Genomic DNA, 19,491 nt, shown 5'->3' with positions numbered 1-19,491 from the left:
CTATTTACAAGGGCTCCAAGCATATAAAGCATCAAAGGCGGGTCTTCGATGTCGAGCAGGGCGGGCGGGTAAGAGGCATCGCCGAGTGCAACCACGCGTCGGTCGTCGCCATCCTGCAGCCAGTCCAGGGTGGTCTGTAACTGGGCGGCCAAGGCTTGCGGCTCGGTCAGGAGGGCGCTGACCAGTTTTTCGGAACCCAGTTGTCGCAGGGTGGCGGCACTTTGATCAAAGACGGCCTGCGCCGACCCAAAGGCGGCCAGCAGCTTGCGTGAAGTTTCGTTACCCACGCCGGGCGACAGGGTCAGCCGCAGCCAGGCTTGAAGTTCTTTTGAATCCACGTGAGCGCTGGTTTCAGGAGGCGGCGAGCCCGGCTTGGCCGCAACGGTGAAGCGCCCTCAATTCGGGTTGACGAAGCCGTCGCCGACCTTCACGCCGTCGGTCACTTGCAGGACCAGCGCATAGGACAGGTGCTCAAAGGTACGGAACACCATCATCAAGCCGTTGCGCTCGTTGGGCAGCTTGATTTGCGGCCGTGCGCTGTCGGTCTTGTCCTGCAGGCGCTGGCCGTCCTTGATGAGGGCCATGACGTGACCCCGTTCCAGTCCGTCACTGGCCCCCCGGTTGACCACCACGATCTGGTTTTCTGCCGCAAAGGCCACTGCGTTCCCGTAGACAGAGACGATCTGTCCGGCAATCGGGGTGGAGGGTGCGCGGGGCACGTAACTGAGCAATTCACGTGCCGGCTCGGCAATCAGGCGGTCGCCCACCCGCATTTCCTCCTTGGCAGCCACGATGTCGATGGTGGCCGGCACCATCTCGGTTTGCGCCTTGCCGTCTTTGTCGTTGATCTGGACGGTGGATTCACCGCGCACCAACTCGGCCTTGCCGACGTATTGCGCTTCGTAGCCCAGGATTTCCTGGGTGCTCGGGTCTTTCAGGGGGGTGGCGTTGCGAAACACCCGGTAGTCAATCGGCTCGCCCTTGGCAACGCTCAGGGGCTTGCCGGTGGCTTTCCCGTCCACGTACTCGCCGCGCGCGTAGGCACGGTCGCCACGGCTGAGCAGCACACGGCCTTCCTGCGTCGCCACAATTCGCGGCGCCGTCGCAAACGTGGCCTCGTCAACAATCATCGGTTCGGCGAGGAAGGGCTCAATGGCATTGGGTGCCAGTGTGGGGATGGACGTGTCCGCCAGTGATTCAAAGCGGGTGTGGGGAGAAACCCGCACGGTGTCCGTGGGCGGGCCATCGCTTGCTGCCTGGCGGGTGCGCAAGGTCGCCCGGCCATTGGCTTTTCCAAGGTCGAGCTGCTGGCCGGGGTAAATGCGGTGGGGGTTGCGGATGTCCTGAAGGTTCATGCCCCACAGCTCTGGCCAGCGCCAGGGACTCTTGAGGAACAGGCTGGAAATCGACCACAGGGTGTCGCCCCGCTTGATGCGGTAGTGCTCGGGCGCGTTGGGCGCCAGGTCGGCCAGGGGAACGCCAGTCTGTGCCACCTGAGTGGCGGTGGCCCTTTGGCCTGCGGTAATGGGAAAATTCTGTGCATGCAGGCCGACAGTGGCGCCCAATAGGGCGGCGGCTATTGAAATATGACTGAAACGACCAAAAATAGTTTGCATCTTGAAGGCCTTCGGGGCTGGCGCGGTTCTAATTTGACGAAAAAGATCGTGTTTGATCATGTTTTAGTCTTGATAAATCACTGGCGATTTTGTACTTAAGCCCTTGATTAAGCAACGATTACACGATTCCAGGAATATCTGAACACCTAAAAAACCGAGAAAAGTGGCGAAAATAGCGACATCTCATCATTTGCCCCATGACCCCACTAATCATCCTTCGCTACCCTGACCCGCGTTTGCACACGATCGCCAAGCCCGTGGCCGCTGTTGATGCACGCCTGCGCAAACTGGCGGCCGCCATGCTTGAAACGATGTATGAAGCGGCGGGCATTGGCCTGGCGGCGACGCAGGTGGACGTACATGAGCGCCTGATCGTGATCGACGTGAGCGAAAACCGCGATCAGCCGCTGGTGCTGATCAACCCCGAGATCGTCTGGGCCAGCGCCGAGACCCGGGTCGGTGACGAGGGCTGCTTGTCGGTGCCGGGCATCTACGACGGTGTGGAGCGCTCAACGTCGGTCAAAGTACACGCGCTGGATCTGGACGGCAAGCGCCAGGCCCATGCCGCCGAGGGCATGCTGGCGGTCTGCATCCAGCATGAAATGGATCACTTGATCGGCAAAGTGTTTGTGGAATACCTGTCGCCCTTGAAGCGCAACCGCATCAAGACCAAGATGGTCAAGCAGAAAAAAGACGAGGAACGCGAGTCCGAGCGCTGAAAGCGGCGCTGCGGTGCGCCACGGCGGAATGTCCTTTGCGAGTCTTTAGAATCGGGTCCCATGCGCGTCATTTTTGCCGGTACCCCTGAGTTTGCCCGTGTGGCGCTGGAAAGTTTGCACGCCGCCGGTTTTGAAATTCCGCTGGTGCTGACCCAGCCAGACCGTCCCGCTGGCCGGGGCATGAAGCTGCAGGCGTCTGCTGTCAAGCAGTGGGCTTTAACCCATGAAAGCCAGCACATCACGGTGGCGCAACCGCGCAGCCTGCGACTCGACGGTAAATACCCTGACGATGCGGCCGCAGCCCGCGAGGCTATTGAAGCGGCGCGCGCCGATGTCATGGTGGTGGCGGCGTACGGGCTTATCTTGCCGCAGTGGGTGCTCGATATGCCGAGGCTGGGCTGCCTCAATATTCACGCTTCGCTGCTGCCACGCTGGCGCGGGGCCGCGCCGATTCACCGCGCGATTGAAGCCGGAGACCTGGAGACCGGCGTGACCATCATGCAGATGGATGCCGGGCTGGACACCGGCGACATGCTGCTGGTGAAAAAGCTGCACATCGGCCTGCAAGACAGCACGGAGTCACTGCATGACAAGCTGGCTGATCTGGGCGGTCGGCTCATTGTTGAAGCGCTGGAGCTGGCCGCTTGTGGCGGGCTTCAACCGGTGCCCCAGCCTTCAGACGGCCCATCAAGCGGCATCACTTACGCCCACAAGATCGAAAAACGCGAGGCCATGCTGGACTGGACGCAACACGCGGCTGTCCTGGAGCGCCGCATTCGCGCCTTCACTCCCTTTCCCGGCGCCGCCGGCGTTCTCGATGGCGAGACCATCAAATTCTGGCGTGCTGCTGTGCTGGCAGACGCGACCCGGCCCGCGGAAGGACTGCCCGGTCAGGTGGTGGCCAGCGGCCCCGAGGGCGTGGACATCTGCGCTCTAGACGCGGTGCTGCGGGTGAGTCGCCTGCAAAAGGCGGGCGGCAAGGCGCTTGATGCGGCAGATTTTCTGCGAGGTTTTGAAATCAAGCCGGGCATGGTGTTCAGGCAAAAAGAATGAGTCAAAAGGGATGAGCTTTTTGTGACGGCATTGTTCAAGCACCCCGAGTTTCGCGCTGGCGTGCGCGACCTGGCCTCGGTCGGGCCCGGTATTGCCGCCTGGGGCCTGATGACCGGTGTGGCCATGGTCAAGTCCGGCATGAGCCTCACCGAAGCCGTACTGATGGGGGTTCTTGTCTTTGCGGGAAGCTCGCAGCTCGCAGCAGTGCCCCTGATTGCAGCTGGCGCGCCCATGTGGGTGATTCTGGCCACCGCGTTTTGTGTCAACCTGCGCTTTGTGGTGTTCAGCGCGCACCTGCGTCCCTATGTGATGCACCAGAATCTCTGGCGGCGCATGGCCAGCGGCTATTTCACCGCCGACCTCAGCTATGTGCTGTTCACCAAACGTTATCCTCACCCCGCCACGGACGCGGTCACCCTGCGCGCACAGGAGGCTTACTGGGCAGGCAATTCCACTGTGAACTGGATCAGCTGGGTGGGCCCCAGCCTGCTCGGCATTGCACTGGCCCACTCCATTCCGCTGGAGTGGGGGCTGGGCTTTGCCGGCATCCTGGCATTGCTTGGCATCCTGGGTTCATTGGCCAGCACCCGACTGCGGGCGGTATCCGCCGGTGTTGCCGGCGCTGCAGCCGTGGCGGCCTTCGCGTTGCCGCTCAAGCTCAACATTCTGGTGGCCATCGCCGCTGCCGTGGCGGTGTGCCTGATGCTTGAAAAGCCGGGCCTGGCCAGATCCACCCAACCCAAAACGACTGCAACCCCGGAAACCGCTGAAACTGGAAAGACCGCATGAACCAGACCAGCCTCTGGACGGTGCTCACCATCATCGGCATGGCCTTGGTCACCGTCATCACGCGCTCCTTCTTTTTCCTGTCGAGCAAGCCGTGGACCCTGCCTGGCTGGGCTCAGCGCGGCCTGCACTATGCGCCCATCGCGGCTCTGGCTGCGGTCATCGTGCCCGAAATTGTCATGACCCACGGCCACCTCATTAACACCTGGAAAGACGCACGTCTGTTTGCCACGGTTGCTGGCGCCGCCTGGTTTTACTGGCGCCGCGGCGTACTCGGCACCATTATTGCGGGCATGGCGGTTTACCTGCCGCTGCACATGGGGCTGGGCTGGTAGGGTGCTGCGGCCCTGCCCGGAAAATTCCTGGGAATGAGCCTCCTACAATGGGTGCCAGTCTTTTTGGAAGTTGTTCATGAATTTCATCCGTTTTTCCGACTTGTGTGCCAGCGGCAAGGTTGCGGGCCAGCGCGTTTTCATCCGTGCAGACATGAATGTGCCGCAAGACAGCAGCGGAAACATCACCGAAGACACCCGCATCCGGGCTTCCATCCCCTGTCTGCAAATGGCGCTGGATGCTGGTGCCGCCGTGATGGTGACCTCCCACCTCGGGCGACCTGTGGAAGGGCAATTCAAGCCGGCCGACTCGCTGGCCCCCGTGGCCAAGCGCTTGGGCGAGCTGATGAAGCGCGAGATTCCCCTGGTGGCCAATTGGGTCGATGGCGTGGACGTCAAGCCGGGCCAGCTGGTTCTTCTGGAGAACTGCCGCCTCAACCCGGGCGAAAAGAAGAACGACGAGGGTCTGGCACGCAAGATGGCCGCCCTCTGCGACATTTTTGTGCATGATGCGTTTGGTGCGGCACACCGTGCTGAAGCCTCGACCTATGGCATTGCGCAATACGCCCCCATTGCCTGCGCCGGGCCGTTGCTGGCCGCCGAGATGGATGCCATTTCGGCAGCACTTGCCAATCCCCGCAGGCCGCTGGTCGCCATCGTGGCGGGCAGCAAGGTATCGACCAAGCTGACCATTCTCAAGTCCCTCGCCAATAACGTCGACCAGCTGATCGTGGGCGGCGGCATTGCCAATACCTTCATGCTCGCCGCCGGCCTGAAGATTGGAAAAAGCCTGGCGGAAGCCGATCTGCTGCCCGAAGCCAAAGCCGTGATGGAGGCCATGAAAGCCCGTGGCGCCGAGGTGCCCATCCCCACCGATGTGGTGACGGCCAAAACCTTCGCCGCCGATGCGCCAGCCACTGTAAAAGCCGCAACCGATGTCGCCGACGACGACATGATTCTGGATATCGGGCCGGAAACCACTGCCAAATTGGCGGCACAACTCAAGGCGGCCGGCACCATTGTCTGGAACGGCCCGGTGGGAGTTTTCGAGTTTGAGGCTTTCGCCAAAGGCACTGAAGGCATCGCCCACGCCATTGCTGAAAGCCGTGCATTTTCGATTGCTGGCGGTGGTGACACGCTGGCGGCCATTGCCAAATACGGCATCGAAAAACAGGTGGACTACATTTCCACCGGCGGCGGTGCCTTCCTGGAGGTCCTCGAAGGCAAGACGCTGCCAGCCTTCGAGATCCTGCAAAAACGGGCTGCCGCTTAAGCCTGATAGCTCCTGTTTTTATAGCTGCTTGCGCTCGCTGCATAAGAGCTGGCTGCAATATTGTTCAGCGACGAAGGACCGGGTTCTTGACCCGCATGTTGGAACGTAAAAAAACTGTGACGCTGCTGTGCTTATAGGGGTGAAAGCCTTTTAGCCTATGAACCGGCGTCGATGGCGCGGACTTGATGGACTCTGCTGCGGTGACGTGGCACACTAACCGACGCAGTCACCTGCGTTCGCACATTCACCCTGGGAGACAAGCCATGAAATCCGTAACCAGCATCCTGAAGTCAAAAGCTGACCCTGGCGTTTACAGCATCACACCAACGGCGTCGGTCTTTGATGCGCTCAAGCTGATGGGAGACAAAAACATCGGTTCACTGCTGGTGATGGAAGGTGCGGCAATCGTCGGCATCATTACTGAACGCGATTACGCAAGAAAGATCGCGCTCGTGGGGCGCACATCCCTGCAGACGTCGGTGCGTGAGGTCATGACCTCAGCGGTCAGGTATGTACGTCCCGATGAAACCAGCGAGCAATGCATGGCGCTGATGACCAAATACCGGCTGCGCCACCTGCCGGTCATGGATGACGGCAAGTTGCTCGGCATCATCTCTATCGGAGATTTGGTGAAAGACATCATCTCCGAACAGCAATTCATCATCGAACAGCTCGAACGCTACATCACCGGGGAGCGGGGTTGAACATTGCTCAGCCTCGCTAGAGTGGTGTTGCAACTGGCATATTGGTTTTCGCGCGGCTGCCTGATGTGCAGAAAAATCTGACTTTTAATGTGCAAAATCGGGTCTTAGCCCAATAACCACGGGCGTTATCTGCTATTAAAATAATAGCCCGAAGGTCGCATTAGCGCAGCGAACGCCGATGTAGGGCGTGGCGCCGTCGGCTGCAACAGCATTGCGGAGCTTCCCGTCCACCTTGTCCCGACTTTCACTGGACAGACACAAAATCGCCTCGGTGCTTTTGGCCGCGTCGCAGGTGGGTCGCTCTCCTGGAAACGGGCAACATCCCGGTTGTGACTGTATACGGCGCATCGAGCGGAGGGCTCACGGGCTAATGGGTTGAACTTTCTCCATCCTGACCCCATCTCATATGAAATTTTCCAAAGGTAAAGAACGATGCCCAGAATAATCATGTCAAAGCTTGCCCTGCTGCTCGCATGCGCTGTTGTCAGCGTCGGCGCATTTGCCGCAGATCCGACGCTACATCAGGTCTATCAAGCGGCTGAGGCGGGGAACTACCGTGAAGCACAGAGCATGATGGATCAAGTGCTGCGCAACCACCCCAACAGTGCGAAAGCTCACTTTACCGAAGCTGAACTCCTCGCGAAGCAAGGACGCGTTGCCAACGCCCAGACTGAACTCGCGACGGCCGAGCGCCTGGATCCAGGGCTACCATTTGCGAAACCGGGTGCCGTACAAGAATTGAAGGCACGCATCGCGACAACGCACACGACCAGCCAGCCCAGTTTCTCGCCTGCAGCTCCGTCATCCGGGCCTAACGTCCCTTGGGGGATGCTTCTGGCAGGCATTGCACTGTTTGGGGCGATAGTCTTTTTCTTCCGCTCCAGGCGGCAGAATTCGCTCGCGCCCGTGCAAAGTGCGGGTGCGCCAAGCTACAGTGGTCCGGCAGGTTCGCCGCAATCCTTTGGCACGCCCGGTTATGGCGCAGCGGGCGTTGGCTCGATGACACCACCGGCTACGGCTGGGATGGGCTCAGGCATCCTGGGTAGCCTGGCCACTGGGGCAGCCCTTGGCGCAGGTATGGTGGCGGGCGAAGCGCTTATACACCGAGTGATGGATGGTGGACGCCACGAAGGCGCTGTCCGTCAGTCTGATGCCTTTACAGACCCTTCCTCACAGCTTGCCCAGCCGCAGTACGACATGGGTGGGAACGACTTCGGTGTGGCTGATGCGTCCTCGTGGGATGACGCCGGCAGCGGCAGTTCAGACGATTGGAGCTAAACGCGCGCCGCGTCCGGCAGTTCGTCAGTGACCTCACCGGACCGATCCACAACCTTTGCGTGCACGGCGAACCCAAACAACTCCCGCTGCTCCTGCCAGTCCACCGGAACCTCGTACGGCCTGCGCGATGTCGGGAGCCAGTTGCGCCAGCCGCAATAACTCGGCCACCCAGCCAGCTTCCAGCCTGAGTTCGTGCGAGTCGGGTAGCATTTGCCACCTCACTCGTATCGAGCAGGTATTGCCTGTGGACCCTGATATGAGGTGACCAGCATTCAGGAAAGTTCTGACCACCGTAGCTGATGATGAGAGCTAGCCGTTCAGGAGCTCGGGTTAGCGGCGAACAACCTCTTTCGCCCCCGAAGCAGTCATCATGCATATGGTATGTTAGAAGACTTCTGTGTAACTCGGCGAGAGTGCGTGCTCCGCAGACCGCTCGATCCTGCGGATGCGCGATCGGCGACAGGTTATGCAGCGGTTCCTTAGCGGCAGATCAATCTACTGAAAAAACGATGCTCAACGTGGAAGCTCCCTCCCAAGACCGTGAAGAATCATGGCTCAAAAAGCTCGGCCCGGGACTCATCACGGGCGCTGCTGACGACGATCCAAGCGGGATTGCTACCTACTCGCAAGCTGGGGCACAGTTTGGCTTCAACATGCTGTGGACGGTTCTGTTCACCTACCCCTTGATGGTCGGCATTCAAGTGGTCAGCGCCAGAATCGGGAGGGTGAGCGGCCATGGACTCGCCACCAACATTCGTCGGCACTACCCGGCGTGGCTCTTGTATGGCGTGGTCGGACTTTTGCTGATCGCAAATACGATCAATATTGCGGCCGATGTCTCCGCCATGGGCGAAGCACTAAAACTGATTGTCGGCGGTCCCGCGCAAATGTATGCAGTGGCGTTCGGCGTTGTATCGTTGCTGCTCCAGGTATTCATTCCTTACAGGCGCTATGTTCGCATCCTGAAATGGCTCACTCTCTCTTTGCTGGCGTATGTGGCAACGGCGTTTGTCGTGCACATTCCCTGGTCGCAGGTGCTGGCAAGAGCGCTGGCGCCGCATTTATCCTGGAAGCCAGAGTACATCACGACAGTCGTAGCCGTATTCGGCACGACGATCAGCCCCTACCTGTTCTTCTGGCAAGCGTCGCAGGAAGTCGAGGACCAACGGGTAGATCCTCAAGCTCAGCCATTGATAAAGGCTCCCCACCAGGCGAAAGCCAATTTGAGACGCATCAAGATTGACACGTATATCGGCATGGGATTTTCGAATCTAGTCGCCTTCTTCATTATTTTGACGACGGCGGTAACGCTTAACCTGCATGGAATTACCGATATTCAAACGTCGGCACAAGCGGCAACAGCGCTTCGTCCGATTGCCGGCGAGTTTGCGTTTATGCTGTTTAGCGCTGGCATCATTGGCACTGGATTGCTTGCGATTCCGGTCTTGGCCGGGTCTTCCGCCTACGCCATGGCGGGTGCCTTTAAATGGAAAAATAGCCTTGAACGCACGCCTATGAAGGCAAAGCAGTTCTACGCCATCATCGCCACCTCGACGTTGATCGGCATTGCGCTGGGCTTTACGTCGATCGATCCGATCAAAGCGTTGTACTGGAGCGCGGTCATCAACGGCGTCATTTCGGTCCCTATCATGGTCGTGATGATGTTGATGGCGGTCCGACCAGAAATCATGGGGCAGTTCGTCATCACAACGAGGCTGAAGGTCATGGGATGGTTGGCGACGCTGATGATGGCGGCAGCGGTTTCCGCCATGCTATTGACCCTGTGAGGATCAAGAAAATGAGTCAGTCGCGGATGTCGCAAGCCTGGCTCCCAGAAAACCACCCTGGAAACAGCGATACGCGTCTGAGGCTGGCTTTGATCGGTTGAGTGAAGCCCGCGTTACGTGGTGGGCGGCCGCAGGACCTGGTTGGCATCGTCGCGCAGTTGCACCGCAATGCCGGCCGCCAGATCGAGCCGGCGCAGCACCCAGGGACTGAGGTCGTTTTCAAAAGGGTCAGGCAGCGCCACCGGACCCGGCGAGGCATCGGCGCACGGCGCGCCAGCGACCCCCGCTGACGGGCTGGAGATCAGGGTGGCCTCGATGGTTTCGGCGGCCCGCATCAGTGGCGCGCGAATCTGCTCGGATTTCAGGTTCCCGCGACGCAGCAGCAGCATAGTTTTAACGGCGGTGAGCTGCGCGAGCAACTGGTAGCTGTGCGCCATCAAGCGTCCCAGCGGCTCCAGCGGCGGGCGGACCGCGCGCGGCTCGGAGAGCGATCGCTGCGTGGCCTGGACCAGGGCCGAGAGGCTGTCGTACGCCTCGCGCCGCGCGAGCCGCCATTCGAGTTCAGGCTCGTTGTCCACCGCCTGCAATTGGCCCAGACCCAGCGCGACGCGCGCATGGCGCGCCTGCGCCTCCAGTGTGCGTGCCACGAGTGCGGGGATCTGGGTGCGCTCCCACGAAGGCAGCACGTAGCTGAACGCCCAGGCAATGGCAACGCCGATCAGCGTGTCGGCCATGCGTTCGACCACGTCGAAGGCGGGGGTCGCGCCCGCATTGAGCATGTGCGCCTGCACGAGGCCGAGCACCGTGGCAGCGACCGCAGTCACCAGATAGCGCCTGACCGCGAGGGCGTGGGCCACGGCCTGCGCGAGCGTCACGACCACGAGCAGCACCAGCACCGGGGCATGGGCGGACAGCAGTGCCCCGGCCAGAATGCAGCCCATCAGCGTGCCCGCCACGCGGCTGTTGCGCCGCTCCAGGGTCTGGGCCAGGCTGCCTCGCAGTACCACCACGATGGTCAACAAAATCCAGTAGTCATGGGTACCCCAGGGCAGCGCGAGCGAGATGGCGTAGGCGGTGCCGATGGCCAGCGCGGCGCGGATGGCGTGGCGCAGCGGCGGCGCGTCCCAGCGCCAAAGCGCGACGAAGGGCCGCCACGACCAGGCGGTGGGGCTCACAAACATCTGCCAGGTGGTGCGCACCAGGGCGAGGTCGGGCTCGGCCTCGCCGCGCGCCAGTGCGAACAGGCGCAAGGCCTCGTCATTGATGTTGCCCACGCGCTTGGCCAGTCCCCGCGCCAGCACGGCCGCCGACGGCGTGGCGCCATCGCTCGCCGCCGGCGCGCCCTCGCCCCAATGCAGGGCAGCCAGTTGGGGCCGGCGGCTTTCAAAGGGCGCAGGCTGGCGGCCATACAACAGCGCGTCGGCCAACAGCTCGATCTCATAGGCCAGCGCATCAAGGACCTCGCGCAGCGCGCTCAGCACCGGTGCGTGGCCGGGATGGGACTTCAGCGTATCGAGGTCGAGTTCGCAGGCCAGCAGGTGGTCACGCATTTCCAGCACCAGCATCAGCATGCCGGCCAGTTGCTGGCGGCGCGGCGTGCGCGGAGACTCGAGCAGGATGTTGCGAGCCGCCTGCAACTGATCGGCCAGTGCGGCTTGCTGCTGAAGCAATTGCCCCATCAGGGGTGCCCGCCCACCGCTCTCGCCCACAGCAGCCGGCGTGAATTGGCGCGCCTGCGTGCGCATGAGATTGGTCAGCGACAGCAGCGTGTCGGCCAGCATTTGCACGCGATAGCGCGCGTTCAGCACTGCGTTGGCCAGCGTGGCGTAGAGCAGGTACAAGCCCGCGCCGAGCGCGAAATACAAACTGCTGGCAAGGGCTGTTCCGCTAACAGCGTGCTCCGGCACCGCCATCGAAAAGACCATCGCGAACATGACCGAGACCGCGATCGGCAGGCCGCGCTTGCCCCATGCCGCCGCCAGGAAGGCGATGAAGGTGGCTGGCACCAGCAGCAGGCCCAGGCGGATCGGCGCGGCGTGCAGCGCCTGCACGGCGAAGAAAAGCGGCAGGCCGATCAGCGCCGCCGGCAGCAGTTGCCAGAACTTCCCGCGCTTGGGCGCCGCCTGATCGGGCGGAATGCACACAATGACGCCCACCGAAGCGGCCGAGGCGGCGAAAGCGCCCAGGAAAAAGTGCACACCACCCGATATCAGCATCAGGCCGAGCGCCGCCGACAGGCCGTTGGCCACGTAGTAGCTCAGCGCGACACGCAAGGCAACCCGAGTACGGCGTTCAGAGGAGCGAGACATCTGCATGGGTAATGAAGTGAATGGCATGTTGGCACGAAAAGCCAATTAAAGTGCAATTATTTGGCCACGCCCTTTACGTAGAAAACGAACCCCTTGGGCAGTTCTCAGGGTCAGGCTCGGGATCGATGACTCCGGGGAGCCGAATTCTTCTGCATGCCCTCTCTGGCCATCGTCTGCATGAAACCCGGTGGCGGCGGCCGGAACCCCCCAGCCGGGACCACTGGGCGATTGACCCCCGGTAGCGATCCGAGTACCAGGGCGATCACGGCCTGTCCTGAAGGCCGCATATCGACCGTGACCGGACGTTCGACCGAAAGAGAAGCTGGCGCATCTGGAGAGCGGCGGCGAGCACTGGATTTGGTACGACAGTGGTGGGGCCCCGATTCCAAATGGTAAGCTGCTGCCATCCCGCAGGATCGTATCGGTCCTTCGTCGCAACAACACCGCATGGACAACTTGTCAGTCATACAGTCGCTCGGTCTGACCCTTCCCGGTCCGGCCTATATCTTTGGCGCCATAGCATTCGGCCTCATTGGCTTCGCCGCGTACCGCTATGGCAAGCGAGTCGGGCGCCGCCTCACCAAGTGGCTCGGCGTGGCGCTAATGTTCTACCCTTACGCCATCGCACAGACTTGGTTGTTGTATGTTGTCGGCGCCATCCTTTGCGCAGGGCTGTTCATCGATAGGGTTTAAGTCCTTGCTTGCGAGCCCGTATCGTCACAAACGGCGCTTCCCGGCAATCTCCGCAGGTTCGGACGCATGCCCGCCTGATTTTCAGGGGTTACTTTCCTCGGCGCTGTAGCCCACGACAGGTGCAGGCACTTGATCACCACCCCCCATCGGCCGATCCTCGCGCCCGCCGGGGTGCCGCGCAAACCGCGCCGGGTCGCGCCCATGCACCGGCGCGCTGTCTGGCCAGGGCCAGCCGCCAAACTGCGTGCGCCGGTAATCCGCCATCGTCTGCGCGATCTCGGCTTGAGTGTTCATCACGAACGGGCCGTACTGCACCACCGGCTCGCCAATCGGTTTGCCCTGCAGCAGCAGGAATTCCGCCACCTCTTCGCCGCCATTGCCGACGTTGACCAGCTCCACCGGTGCACTTGCGCGCAACTCAATGGCGCTGGCAGCGCTCGCCGCCTGCCCGCCCACCGTCACCGACGCGCCCTTAAAAAAATACAGCGTGCGCCGTGTGCCTTCACCCGTCGCGGCGGGCAGCGTCCAGCGCGCGCCGGGCGCCATGCGGATCGTCCATATCGCCACATCGGCCTCAGCCTGCGCCGCCCACGAATCGGGCGGCGGCGCCGGCGGTGCGCCTACGCTTGCGTCTTGCAACCGGCCAGCAATAACGGCCACTTCCGCGCGACGACCCTCATCGTCGGTAACCACCAGACGCGGAATGTCCTGCGACCAGAACATCGTGAAGTTGGGTGCCGCCATTTTGTTGCGGGCTGGCAGGTTCAGCCAGATCTGGAACAGCTCCAGCGGGTTGGGCCCGGCTTGGTCGAGCAAGGGAAACATCTCCGAATGCACCACGCCCTGGCCCGCCGTGAGCCACTGCACATCGCCGCGGCCAAAGCGCGCCGCCGCGCCCAGCGAATCGGAATGGTCAATCAGCCCCTTGCGCACGATGGTGACCGTCTCAAAGCCGCGGTGTGGATGCGCCGGGAAGCCTGGCACTGTGCTGCCGTGGTACATGCTCCAGCCGTCCTTGCGGCTGAAGTCCTGCCCCATCTCGCGGCCCGTCAGCAAGTCCTTCGGCCCCATCTGCGCATTGGCTTGGGGATAGGCGTCGTTGTGGTAGACGCAGAACAGGAAGGGATCGATGGTTTCCCAAGGGAAGCCTAGGGGTTTGATCTGGACGATGGGGCTGGTGGACATGGCGGCGCTTTCAAAAGACACCGCTGAGGTTACCCCTATCTGCTTTCAGGTGCAGGCCACCATGCCACTTCCCTGTCGAGCCGCGCGCCAGGGTTTTCAGGCGGCCTGGACCCACTCCATGTACGGTCATTTGAAGTGTTGCTCCCAACCGGCCATCTAATCCGACTGACCGCTGCCAGGAACCATCTCCAGTTTCATTGATTGCTTTTACGAAAGCGTCTGCGTAACCGGACGCAGCCCAACGGCACCCGCATATTCGGACAGGTAATCGTGGGATCGTCCTACACGGCGCGATGAGTTCCGCTGGTAAGTTCACATGTCATCCTGTTGTCCGTAGCAAGAAATAATTTTTGGACAGTTCACGGTCAAGGCGGCAAAACACTGTGTACGCACTATTTCGTTCCCATTTTTCTCTCACCACATAAAAGGATCAATATGAAATATTCATTACTAATAGCCGCACTAATCACTATGCTGGGCTTGAGCGCTTGTGAAAAATCGGTCAACAATCCTGTGCCGGCTGTAGTGACCGTTCCAGGCCCGGCTGGCCCGGCTGGCGCTACCGGCGCTCCTGGCGCGACCGGTGCTGGTGTAGGCGTTCCCGGCCCGACTGGTGCTACGGGTGCGACGGGTGCTACCGGCTATGAAGGCGCTGCGGGTGCAACTGGTGCGACGGGCGCTGAAGGTACCAAAGGCGATACTGGAAAAACCGGCGGCGGTACGGTCGTCGTTGTTCCTGCCCAGAAGTAAGCTCCTGTCACGCCTGGTCAAGCTTCTCGCCAAGACCATGGAGGAAGAACGCGGGCAGGTGCGGCTTCGGTCAGCCGCCCGAGTGAGCGCTGACGGATCAAACCTTTTCTCAGGAGCCTGTTTCCAGCGACTTCTTCATCGCCTGGACAGCCACCTCGGAAGGGCTGGCGAACCCGTATTTGGTGCCAAGGTCCAGCGCCTTTAACAGCATCGCGTTGGTCGTTTTGAGGGAAGTGAATTGATTGGCGGCCTTTTTCAGGATGTCCGCCGAAACATCGGGACGCACGTAGAGTCCGTAGCCCCAGCTTGGATTGGTGGCCGGCACAATGAACAGCTTCGCCATGTGGATGCGCTCGTCAGTACCGAAGTTGCTTTTCAGGGTGGCGGCCTGGGCACTCTGAAGCCGGGTAATCAAGCCCACCCACCGATCCGCCTGCCAGTAAAAAGCTGCCTTGCTGGGCAAGTAGCTCTGCCCCAAGCCTTGCTGGGGCATTACTTCCACCACCGTGCCACAAAGGTTCTCGGCCTTCACGAGCGAGGTCGTCACGCCACTTTTTATGCCGAAGCAACTGGTGGTCTTGAGCTTGGCAAGCACCTTGGCCTGCTGGTCGGGCGGAAGGTTCTTCAGTTCTACCGGCTTGACGTCCTTCACCGAACCAACGTCGGCGAGGAGCAGCACGGCCGACTGGATTGGTTCCATGTTGACCGCCACCGGACGGTAGCCCGAGGCCAGACCCACCACAGGGTTACCGTAGATCCAGCACGGCGGCGTAGGTCTCTTGACGGCAGTCAGGACCTCTTGCGTTTCCCTGATGTTGAGAATCGGGGACACCGACAACCCGGTGGGCCGGACAAAGTCGCTCAGATCCCTCATCGCGCTCTCGGTTTGCGACAAGCCCTCCCCGCGAATGACCTCCGGATTGAGGTAGAGCCCCCCTTCGCAAGACTGCGCCTGGGCAGATAGGCCGCAGGAAAACAAACAAGCCAACAAAAGGTGCTTCTTCATGGTTTTTTCGCCCTCATTTTTTAAAACTCGTGCAGTCCCGCAAAGCCTGCGATTGCAGCCCAGCTGAAACTCATTCTACGTGCAGATGTAACAATTTCCATAGGGGCATACGCTAGCCCGGCCGGTCATACCGCCCACAGGTGGCCCCCGGCCAAACCCTAAGGTGCAGGCCATGTGGCATTGGCGGTGCGTGCGGGCGGCACCGGCTACGTGCGCTTTGTGGAGGCCGAAAACTAAGGCGCTCAGTTCAGGATCGGGCTTCTGGCTATTTGACCATTAGCGTAGGTGGACAGCACAAATCAATTGGGCTCTGACCCCAATTCCCCTCCAATTCCCAAATTCCCGCAATTCCCGCCTGCGCAGACAGCTATTGATTCAGTAGCGTACAAGCCACGCAGGCAGCGCAACTTCGGCACCAATTCACCCGCATCGATCTGCGCTTTCCTGTCCCGGGCGCGGCCTGCGAACAGCGCGCAAAGCCCACTGCGCTACAGTGTCTCCACACTGACTCCCGATCACCCCCATGCATCCACCTGCCCTGCCTTTTTTGCTGGCCTTCACGCTGGTGTTGCCGGCCTGCTCGTTGCTGCCGAACGCGCCCTTGCCCCAGGTCATGGAAAACGCGCTGGGCATGAAATTCGTGCTGATCCCAAGCGGTGAATTTCTCATGGGCAGCGACGAATCGCCCGACGCCCTGGCCAAGGATTACCCGCACTACGAGCGCCAGCGCCTGGTGGATCTCGTTGACGAAGCGCCGGTGCACCGCGTGCGCATCACGCGGCCTTTCTTTCTGGGCCAGCATGAAGTCACCGTTGGCCAGTTCCGCAAGTTTCTCGAAGCCTCGGGCTACACGCCTGAATCGGTTGCCGATGGCACGGGCGGCTATGGCTACAACGCCGACTACGATCCGTCAAAAACACAACGCGGCGATGCCTTTGAAGGCCGCGACCCTCAGTATTCATGGCGCAATCCCGGCTTTACGCAGGACGACACGCACCCCGTGCTCAACGTGACGTGGAACGACGCCGTGGCCCTGACCCAGTGGCTGAGCCAGCACGAAGGCCACACCTACCGCCTGCCGACCGAGGCCGAATGGGAATACGCCTGCCGCGCCGGCGGCACGGCGCGTTATGGCCGCACAAACGAGCCCCAATCACTGCTGAAAATAGCCAACACCTTCGATGCCGACGCGGCCAAAAACTGGCCAGCCTGGCAGCCTTACGCACTGCAGGGTGCGGACGGCTACGCCTTCACCGCGCCGGTCGGCAGCTTCGAGGCCAACGCGTTCGGGCTTCACGACATGCTGGGCAACGCCTGGGAATGGGTGAGCGACTGGCACGACGAAACCTATTACGCCAGGTCGCCCGTCAACGATCCGCTAGGGCCTGATACAGGCAGCGTGCGCGTGCGCCGTGGCGGATCCTGGCACACCTGGTCGCTGTATGCGCGCTGCAGCTACCGCAACTGGAATTCCGCCCAGACCCGCTACACCCTGGTCGGCATGCGTTTGCTGCGCGAAGACGATGGCGCAGGGCGCTGAGTCGGGCAAGCGCGCAACGACCCACGCTTTTAAGCCTGGCGGATTCAGGCCCTCAGCGCAGCGGTTTTGCCACAAAGCCGATCACCAGCCCCTGGGGCGTGACCGTGATGCTGCCTGGCTGCAGTCCCAGGCCATCCAGAAGCGCCAGATCCTGCGGGCGCAGTTGGTGCAGAACGACTTCGTGCAGGGTCTGCTCGGCCAGTGCAGGCCCGTAGGCATTGAGCAGTTCAGACGGGCCAGGGGGCAGGTCGGAAAAGCGCAGTGAATTGACCCGCAGCTGATAGGCGCGTATCGACTGGTCACTGGCTTCGTAGCGCAGCGCAAAATCCAGATCGAACGTGCCGGTGTAGCTTCGCCCAAGTGCCGGACCGGCCGCTTCCACCACCATCTCCGTTCCCAGGCGGTTCAGCTCGGGCAGCAAGCGCAGGCGCGGCGCCTCCACCTTGAGATCAAGCAGCCCACCCACCGGATAACGCAGCGGGAAACGCCGCGCCACGGCCTGCTGCAATTGCTCGGCGGACACTTTGTAGCTGGGCTGGCCGCGCGCGCCCGGCGAGGCCGAGCAGGCGGCCCCGCCCAGCGCCAGCCAAATGGGCACCGTCAACAACAGTCTGCGTTTCATCCATGTCCTCCGTTGGAGCCGCCATTGTGCGCCCCGCCTGTTGGCGCCGCCGTGCTTGCTGCGCGCCATTTGGTAACTGGCAGACACACCTCTTCCACAGGCCCACACTCCGGCGATACCTGTCAAGCAAGGAAGGGTTGCTGCAGAAGCTGGCGGAGTGGCCGGGGAAGTGAAATAGGCGCAAGTGACATACTGGCCGCAACACCGCCCGTGAACGCCCGTGAACGCGCAGCAAATCAAAGGGGTGAACCACCTGCAGGGCGGCTCTCGCCAGAAATTGAATTTAATTGGAATCTGACCCCCAATTTCCCGGAAATTGAATTTAATTGGAATCTGACCCCCAATTTCCCGTTTATCGACGGCCGAAAGGTTTTCGACACAATAGACCCCCGGCGTTACCCCGCCCCATGGTTCTTGCGTGATCAAACTTTCCCAGCTCAAACCCCTTGTTGCCGACCGGCTTCGCCGCTTTCGCCGCCCCACCCGGCGCAGCGTGGCGTGGGCGCTGGCCGCCGTGCCGACGCTGTTGTTGCTCTATGTGCTGGTGCTGATTCCGTTTACCCCCAGCATCAGCGACATCCGCAAGGCCAAACTGGAGCAGCCCGCGCAAGTGCTCTCGGCGGACGGCAAGCTGCTGACTGAGTTCAAGTGGGCCAACCGCGCCTGGGTGCCGCTGGACCAGATCGCACCCTCCGTCGTTGTGGCCCTGATCGCCACCGAAGACCATCGCTTTTATCAGCACCACGGCCTGGACTGGCGGCGCACCAGTGCCGCCGCTTTGAGCACTTTTTCGGGCAGCCGGCAAGGCGGCTCCACCCTGACGCAGCAGCTGGCGCGCAACCTGTACCCGGAGGAAATCGGCCGCGCCCCCACCCTCACCCGCAAGCTCAAGGAAGCCATCACCGCGCTGAAGATCGAGGCCCTCTATACCAAGCCTGAAATCCTCGAGACCTACCTCAACACCGTGCCCTTTCTCTACAACGCCGTCGGCATCGAGATGGCGGCGCGCACCTATTTCGACAAATCGGCCGACCAGCTCGACCTGCTGGAGAGCGCCACGCTGGTCGGCATGCTCAAGGGCACCAGCTACTACAACCCGGTGCTCAACCCCGAGCGCGCCGTGCAGCGCCGCAATACCGTGCTGGCGCAAATGGTCAAGCGCGAGCAGCTTGATGCAGGCAAGTACGAGGCGCTGAAAAAACGGCCGCTGCACATCGAATTCGAGCGGCAGATCGAACCCATGGGCCCCGCGCCCCACTTTGCCCAGCAACTGCGTAAATGGCTGATCGACTGGGCCGACCGCAACGACTACAACATCTACACCGACGGGATGGTGGTGCACACCACCATCGACTCCCGCCTGCAAAACGTGGCCAACCAGGCGGTGGCGCGCCAGGGCCGGCAACTGCAAGGCGTGGCCGACGCCGCATGGAGCCCACGCGCGGTCTGGGGTGAGCGCAACGAGTTGGTGCAAGCCTTTGTGCGCGAAACGCCCGAGTACCGTAGCGCCGTTGATTCAGGGCTCACGGCAAAAGAGGCCATGAAAAAGCTGACGCTTGATGCCGCCTTCATGCGTACCCTGCGCGAGCAAAAAACCCGGGTGCAGGCCGGCTTTATGGCGCTGGACCCGCGCAATGGCCAGATCCGCGCCTGGGTCGGCAGCCGCGACTTCCAGATAGATCCGTTTGACCATGTGCAGCATGCGCGGCGCCAGCCCGGCTCCACCTTCAAGCCCTTTGTGTACGGCGCGGCTTTTGAAAAAGGGGCCAGCCCCGATGACACCTTCATCGACCAGGCCGTCGAAATCCCGCTGCCGGGCGGCGAAGTGTGGCGTCCGC

Annotated in this window: 17 protein-coding genes and 1 pseudogene; 12 read left to right on the top strand and 6 right to left on the bottom strand. The window is 61.6% G+C overall.

Annotated elements, in window-relative coordinates:
• Both B3F77_RS01360 and B3F77_RS01355 read right to left on the bottom strand, forming a co-directional pair.
• Positions 1-338: pseudogene (locus B3F77_RS01360) on the bottom strand (DNA-protecting protein DprA); the annotation flags it as partial.
• A 57-nt stretch (positions 339-395) separates the two neighbouring features.
• Entirely contained in the window at positions 396-1,616 is a 1,221-nt protein-coding gene (locus B3F77_RS01355; RefSeq protein ID WP_293603213.1) for a LysM peptidoglycan-binding domain-containing protein, read from the bottom strand.
• Positions 1,617-1,813: 197 nt separating this feature from the next.
• Between B3F77_RS01355 and def the strand changes: the two genes are divergently transcribed.
• The 8 genes from def (at position 1,814) to B3F77_RS01315 (ending at position 9,548) form a co-directional block, all read left to right on the top strand.
• The gene (gene def / locus B3F77_RS01350; RefSeq protein ID WP_293603212.1) at positions 1,814-2,335 is read left to right on the top strand and encodes a peptide deformylase; all 522 of its coding nucleotides are present in this window, start codon (positions 1,814-1,816) and stop codon (positions 2,333-2,335) included.
• A gap of 60 nt (positions 2,336-2,395) precedes the next feature.
• Entirely contained in the window at positions 2,396-3,388 is a 993-nt protein-coding gene (gene fmt, locus B3F77_RS01345) for a methionyl-tRNA formyltransferase (RefSeq protein ID WP_293603211.1), read from the top strand.
• A 21-nt stretch (positions 3,389-3,409) separates the two neighbouring features.
• On the top strand, positions 3,410-4,177 hold the full coding sequence (locus tag B3F77_RS01340) for an AzlC family ABC transporter permease (protein ID WP_293603210.1): 768 nt from the start codon (positions 3,410-3,412) through the stop codon (positions 4,175-4,177).
• Positions 4,174-4,509: an AzlD domain-containing protein gene (locus B3F77_RS01335; RefSeq protein ID WP_293603209.1), complete on the top strand. Its 336-nt coding sequence runs from the start codon at positions 4,174-4,176 to the stop codon at positions 4,507-4,509. The genes B3F77_RS01340 and B3F77_RS01335 overlap by 4 nt, the downstream gene beginning before the upstream one ends.
• A gap of 76 nt (positions 4,510-4,585) precedes the next feature.
• A complete protein-coding gene (locus tag B3F77_RS01330) occupies positions 4,586-5,779 on the top strand; it encodes a phosphoglycerate kinase (protein WP_293603208.1) in 1,194 nt (397 codons plus the stop codon).
• Positions 5,780-6,042: 263 nt separating this feature from the next.
• On the top strand, positions 6,043-6,483 hold the full coding sequence (locus B3F77_RS01325) for a CBS domain-containing protein (RefSeq protein WP_293603207.1): 441 nt from the start codon (positions 6,043-6,045) through the stop codon (positions 6,481-6,483).
• A gap of 447 nt (positions 6,484-6,930) precedes the next feature.
• Positions 6,931-7,761, top strand: coding sequence for a tetratricopeptide repeat protein (locus B3F77_RS01320; protein WP_293603206.1), 831 nt, complete (start codon positions 6,931-6,933; stop codon positions 7,759-7,761).
• Between the two features lie 509 nt (positions 7,762-8,270).
• Positions 8,271-9,548: an NRAMP family divalent metal transporter gene (locus tag B3F77_RS01315; protein ID WP_293603205.1), complete on the top strand. Its 1,278-nt coding sequence runs from the start codon at positions 8,271-8,273 to the stop codon at positions 9,546-9,548.
• A gap of 113 nt (positions 9,549-9,661) precedes the next feature.
• On the opposite strand, the gene B3F77_RS01310 is transcribed toward B3F77_RS01315, so the two are convergent.
• Positions 9,662-11,857 carry an FUSC family protein gene (locus B3F77_RS01310; RefSeq protein WP_293603241.1) on the bottom strand — a complete coding sequence of 732 codons (2,196 nt, stop codon included), beginning with the start codon at positions 11,855-11,857 and terminating at the stop codon, positions 9,662-9,664.
• A 447-nt stretch (positions 11,858-12,304) separates the two neighbouring features.
• Here B3F77_RS01310 and B3F77_RS01305 point away from each other — a divergent pair, with 447 nt between their 5' ends.
• Positions 12,305-12,550 (top strand): hypothetical protein, encoded by a 246-nt coding sequence (locus tag B3F77_RS01305; RefSeq protein WP_293603204.1) that lies wholly within the window; start codon positions 12,305-12,307, stop codon positions 12,548-12,550.
• An 81-nt stretch (positions 12,551-12,631) separates the two neighbouring features.
• Here B3F77_RS01305 and B3F77_RS01300 read toward each other — a convergent pair whose 3' ends face one another.
• Positions 12,632-13,735 (bottom strand): pirin family protein, encoded by a 1,104-nt coding sequence (locus tag B3F77_RS01300; RefSeq protein WP_293603203.1) that lies wholly within the window; start codon positions 13,733-13,735, stop codon positions 12,632-12,634.
• A 435-nt stretch (positions 13,736-14,170) separates the two neighbouring features.
• Here B3F77_RS01300 and B3F77_RS01295 point away from each other — a divergent pair, with 435 nt between their 5' ends.
• A complete protein-coding gene (locus B3F77_RS01295; protein ID WP_293603202.1) occupies positions 14,171-14,485 on the top strand; it encodes a collagen-like protein in 315 nt (104 codons plus the stop codon).
• Between the two features lie 109 nt (positions 14,486-14,594).
• On the opposite strand, the gene B3F77_RS01290 is transcribed toward B3F77_RS01295, so the two are convergent.
• Complete coding sequence (locus B3F77_RS01290) at positions 14,595-15,491, bottom strand: hypothetical protein (RefSeq protein WP_293603201.1); 897 nt, start codon at positions 15,489-15,491, stop codon at positions 14,595-14,597.
• Between the two features lie 523 nt (positions 15,492-16,014).
• Here B3F77_RS01290 and B3F77_RS01285 point away from each other — a divergent pair.
• A complete protein-coding gene (locus B3F77_RS01285; protein WP_414702935.1) occupies positions 16,015-17,031 on the top strand; it encodes a formylglycine-generating enzyme family protein in 1,017 nt (338 codons plus the stop codon).
• Between the two features lie 52 nt (positions 17,032-17,083).
• On the opposite strand, the gene B3F77_RS01280 is transcribed toward B3F77_RS01285, so the two are convergent.
• Entirely contained in the window at positions 17,084-17,653 is a 570-nt protein-coding gene (locus tag B3F77_RS01280; RefSeq protein WP_293603200.1) for a DUF1439 domain-containing protein, read from the bottom strand.
• Positions 17,654-18,071: 418 nt separating this feature from the next.
• On the opposite strand from B3F77_RS01280, the gene B3F77_RS01275 reads away from it, so the two are divergent.
• Positions 18,072-19,491 (top strand): transglycosylase domain-containing protein (locus B3F77_RS01275; protein WP_414702934.1); only part of this gene is annotated, 1,420 nt, incomplete at its 3' end.

It is taken from the genome of Polaromonas sp. UBA4122, from assembly GCA_002381615.1.
Classification (GTDB): domain Bacteria; phylum Pseudomonadota; class Gammaproteobacteria; order Burkholderiales; family Burkholderiaceae_C; genus Polaromonas.
This window is presented reverse-complemented; position numbering and strand designations above follow the sequence as displayed.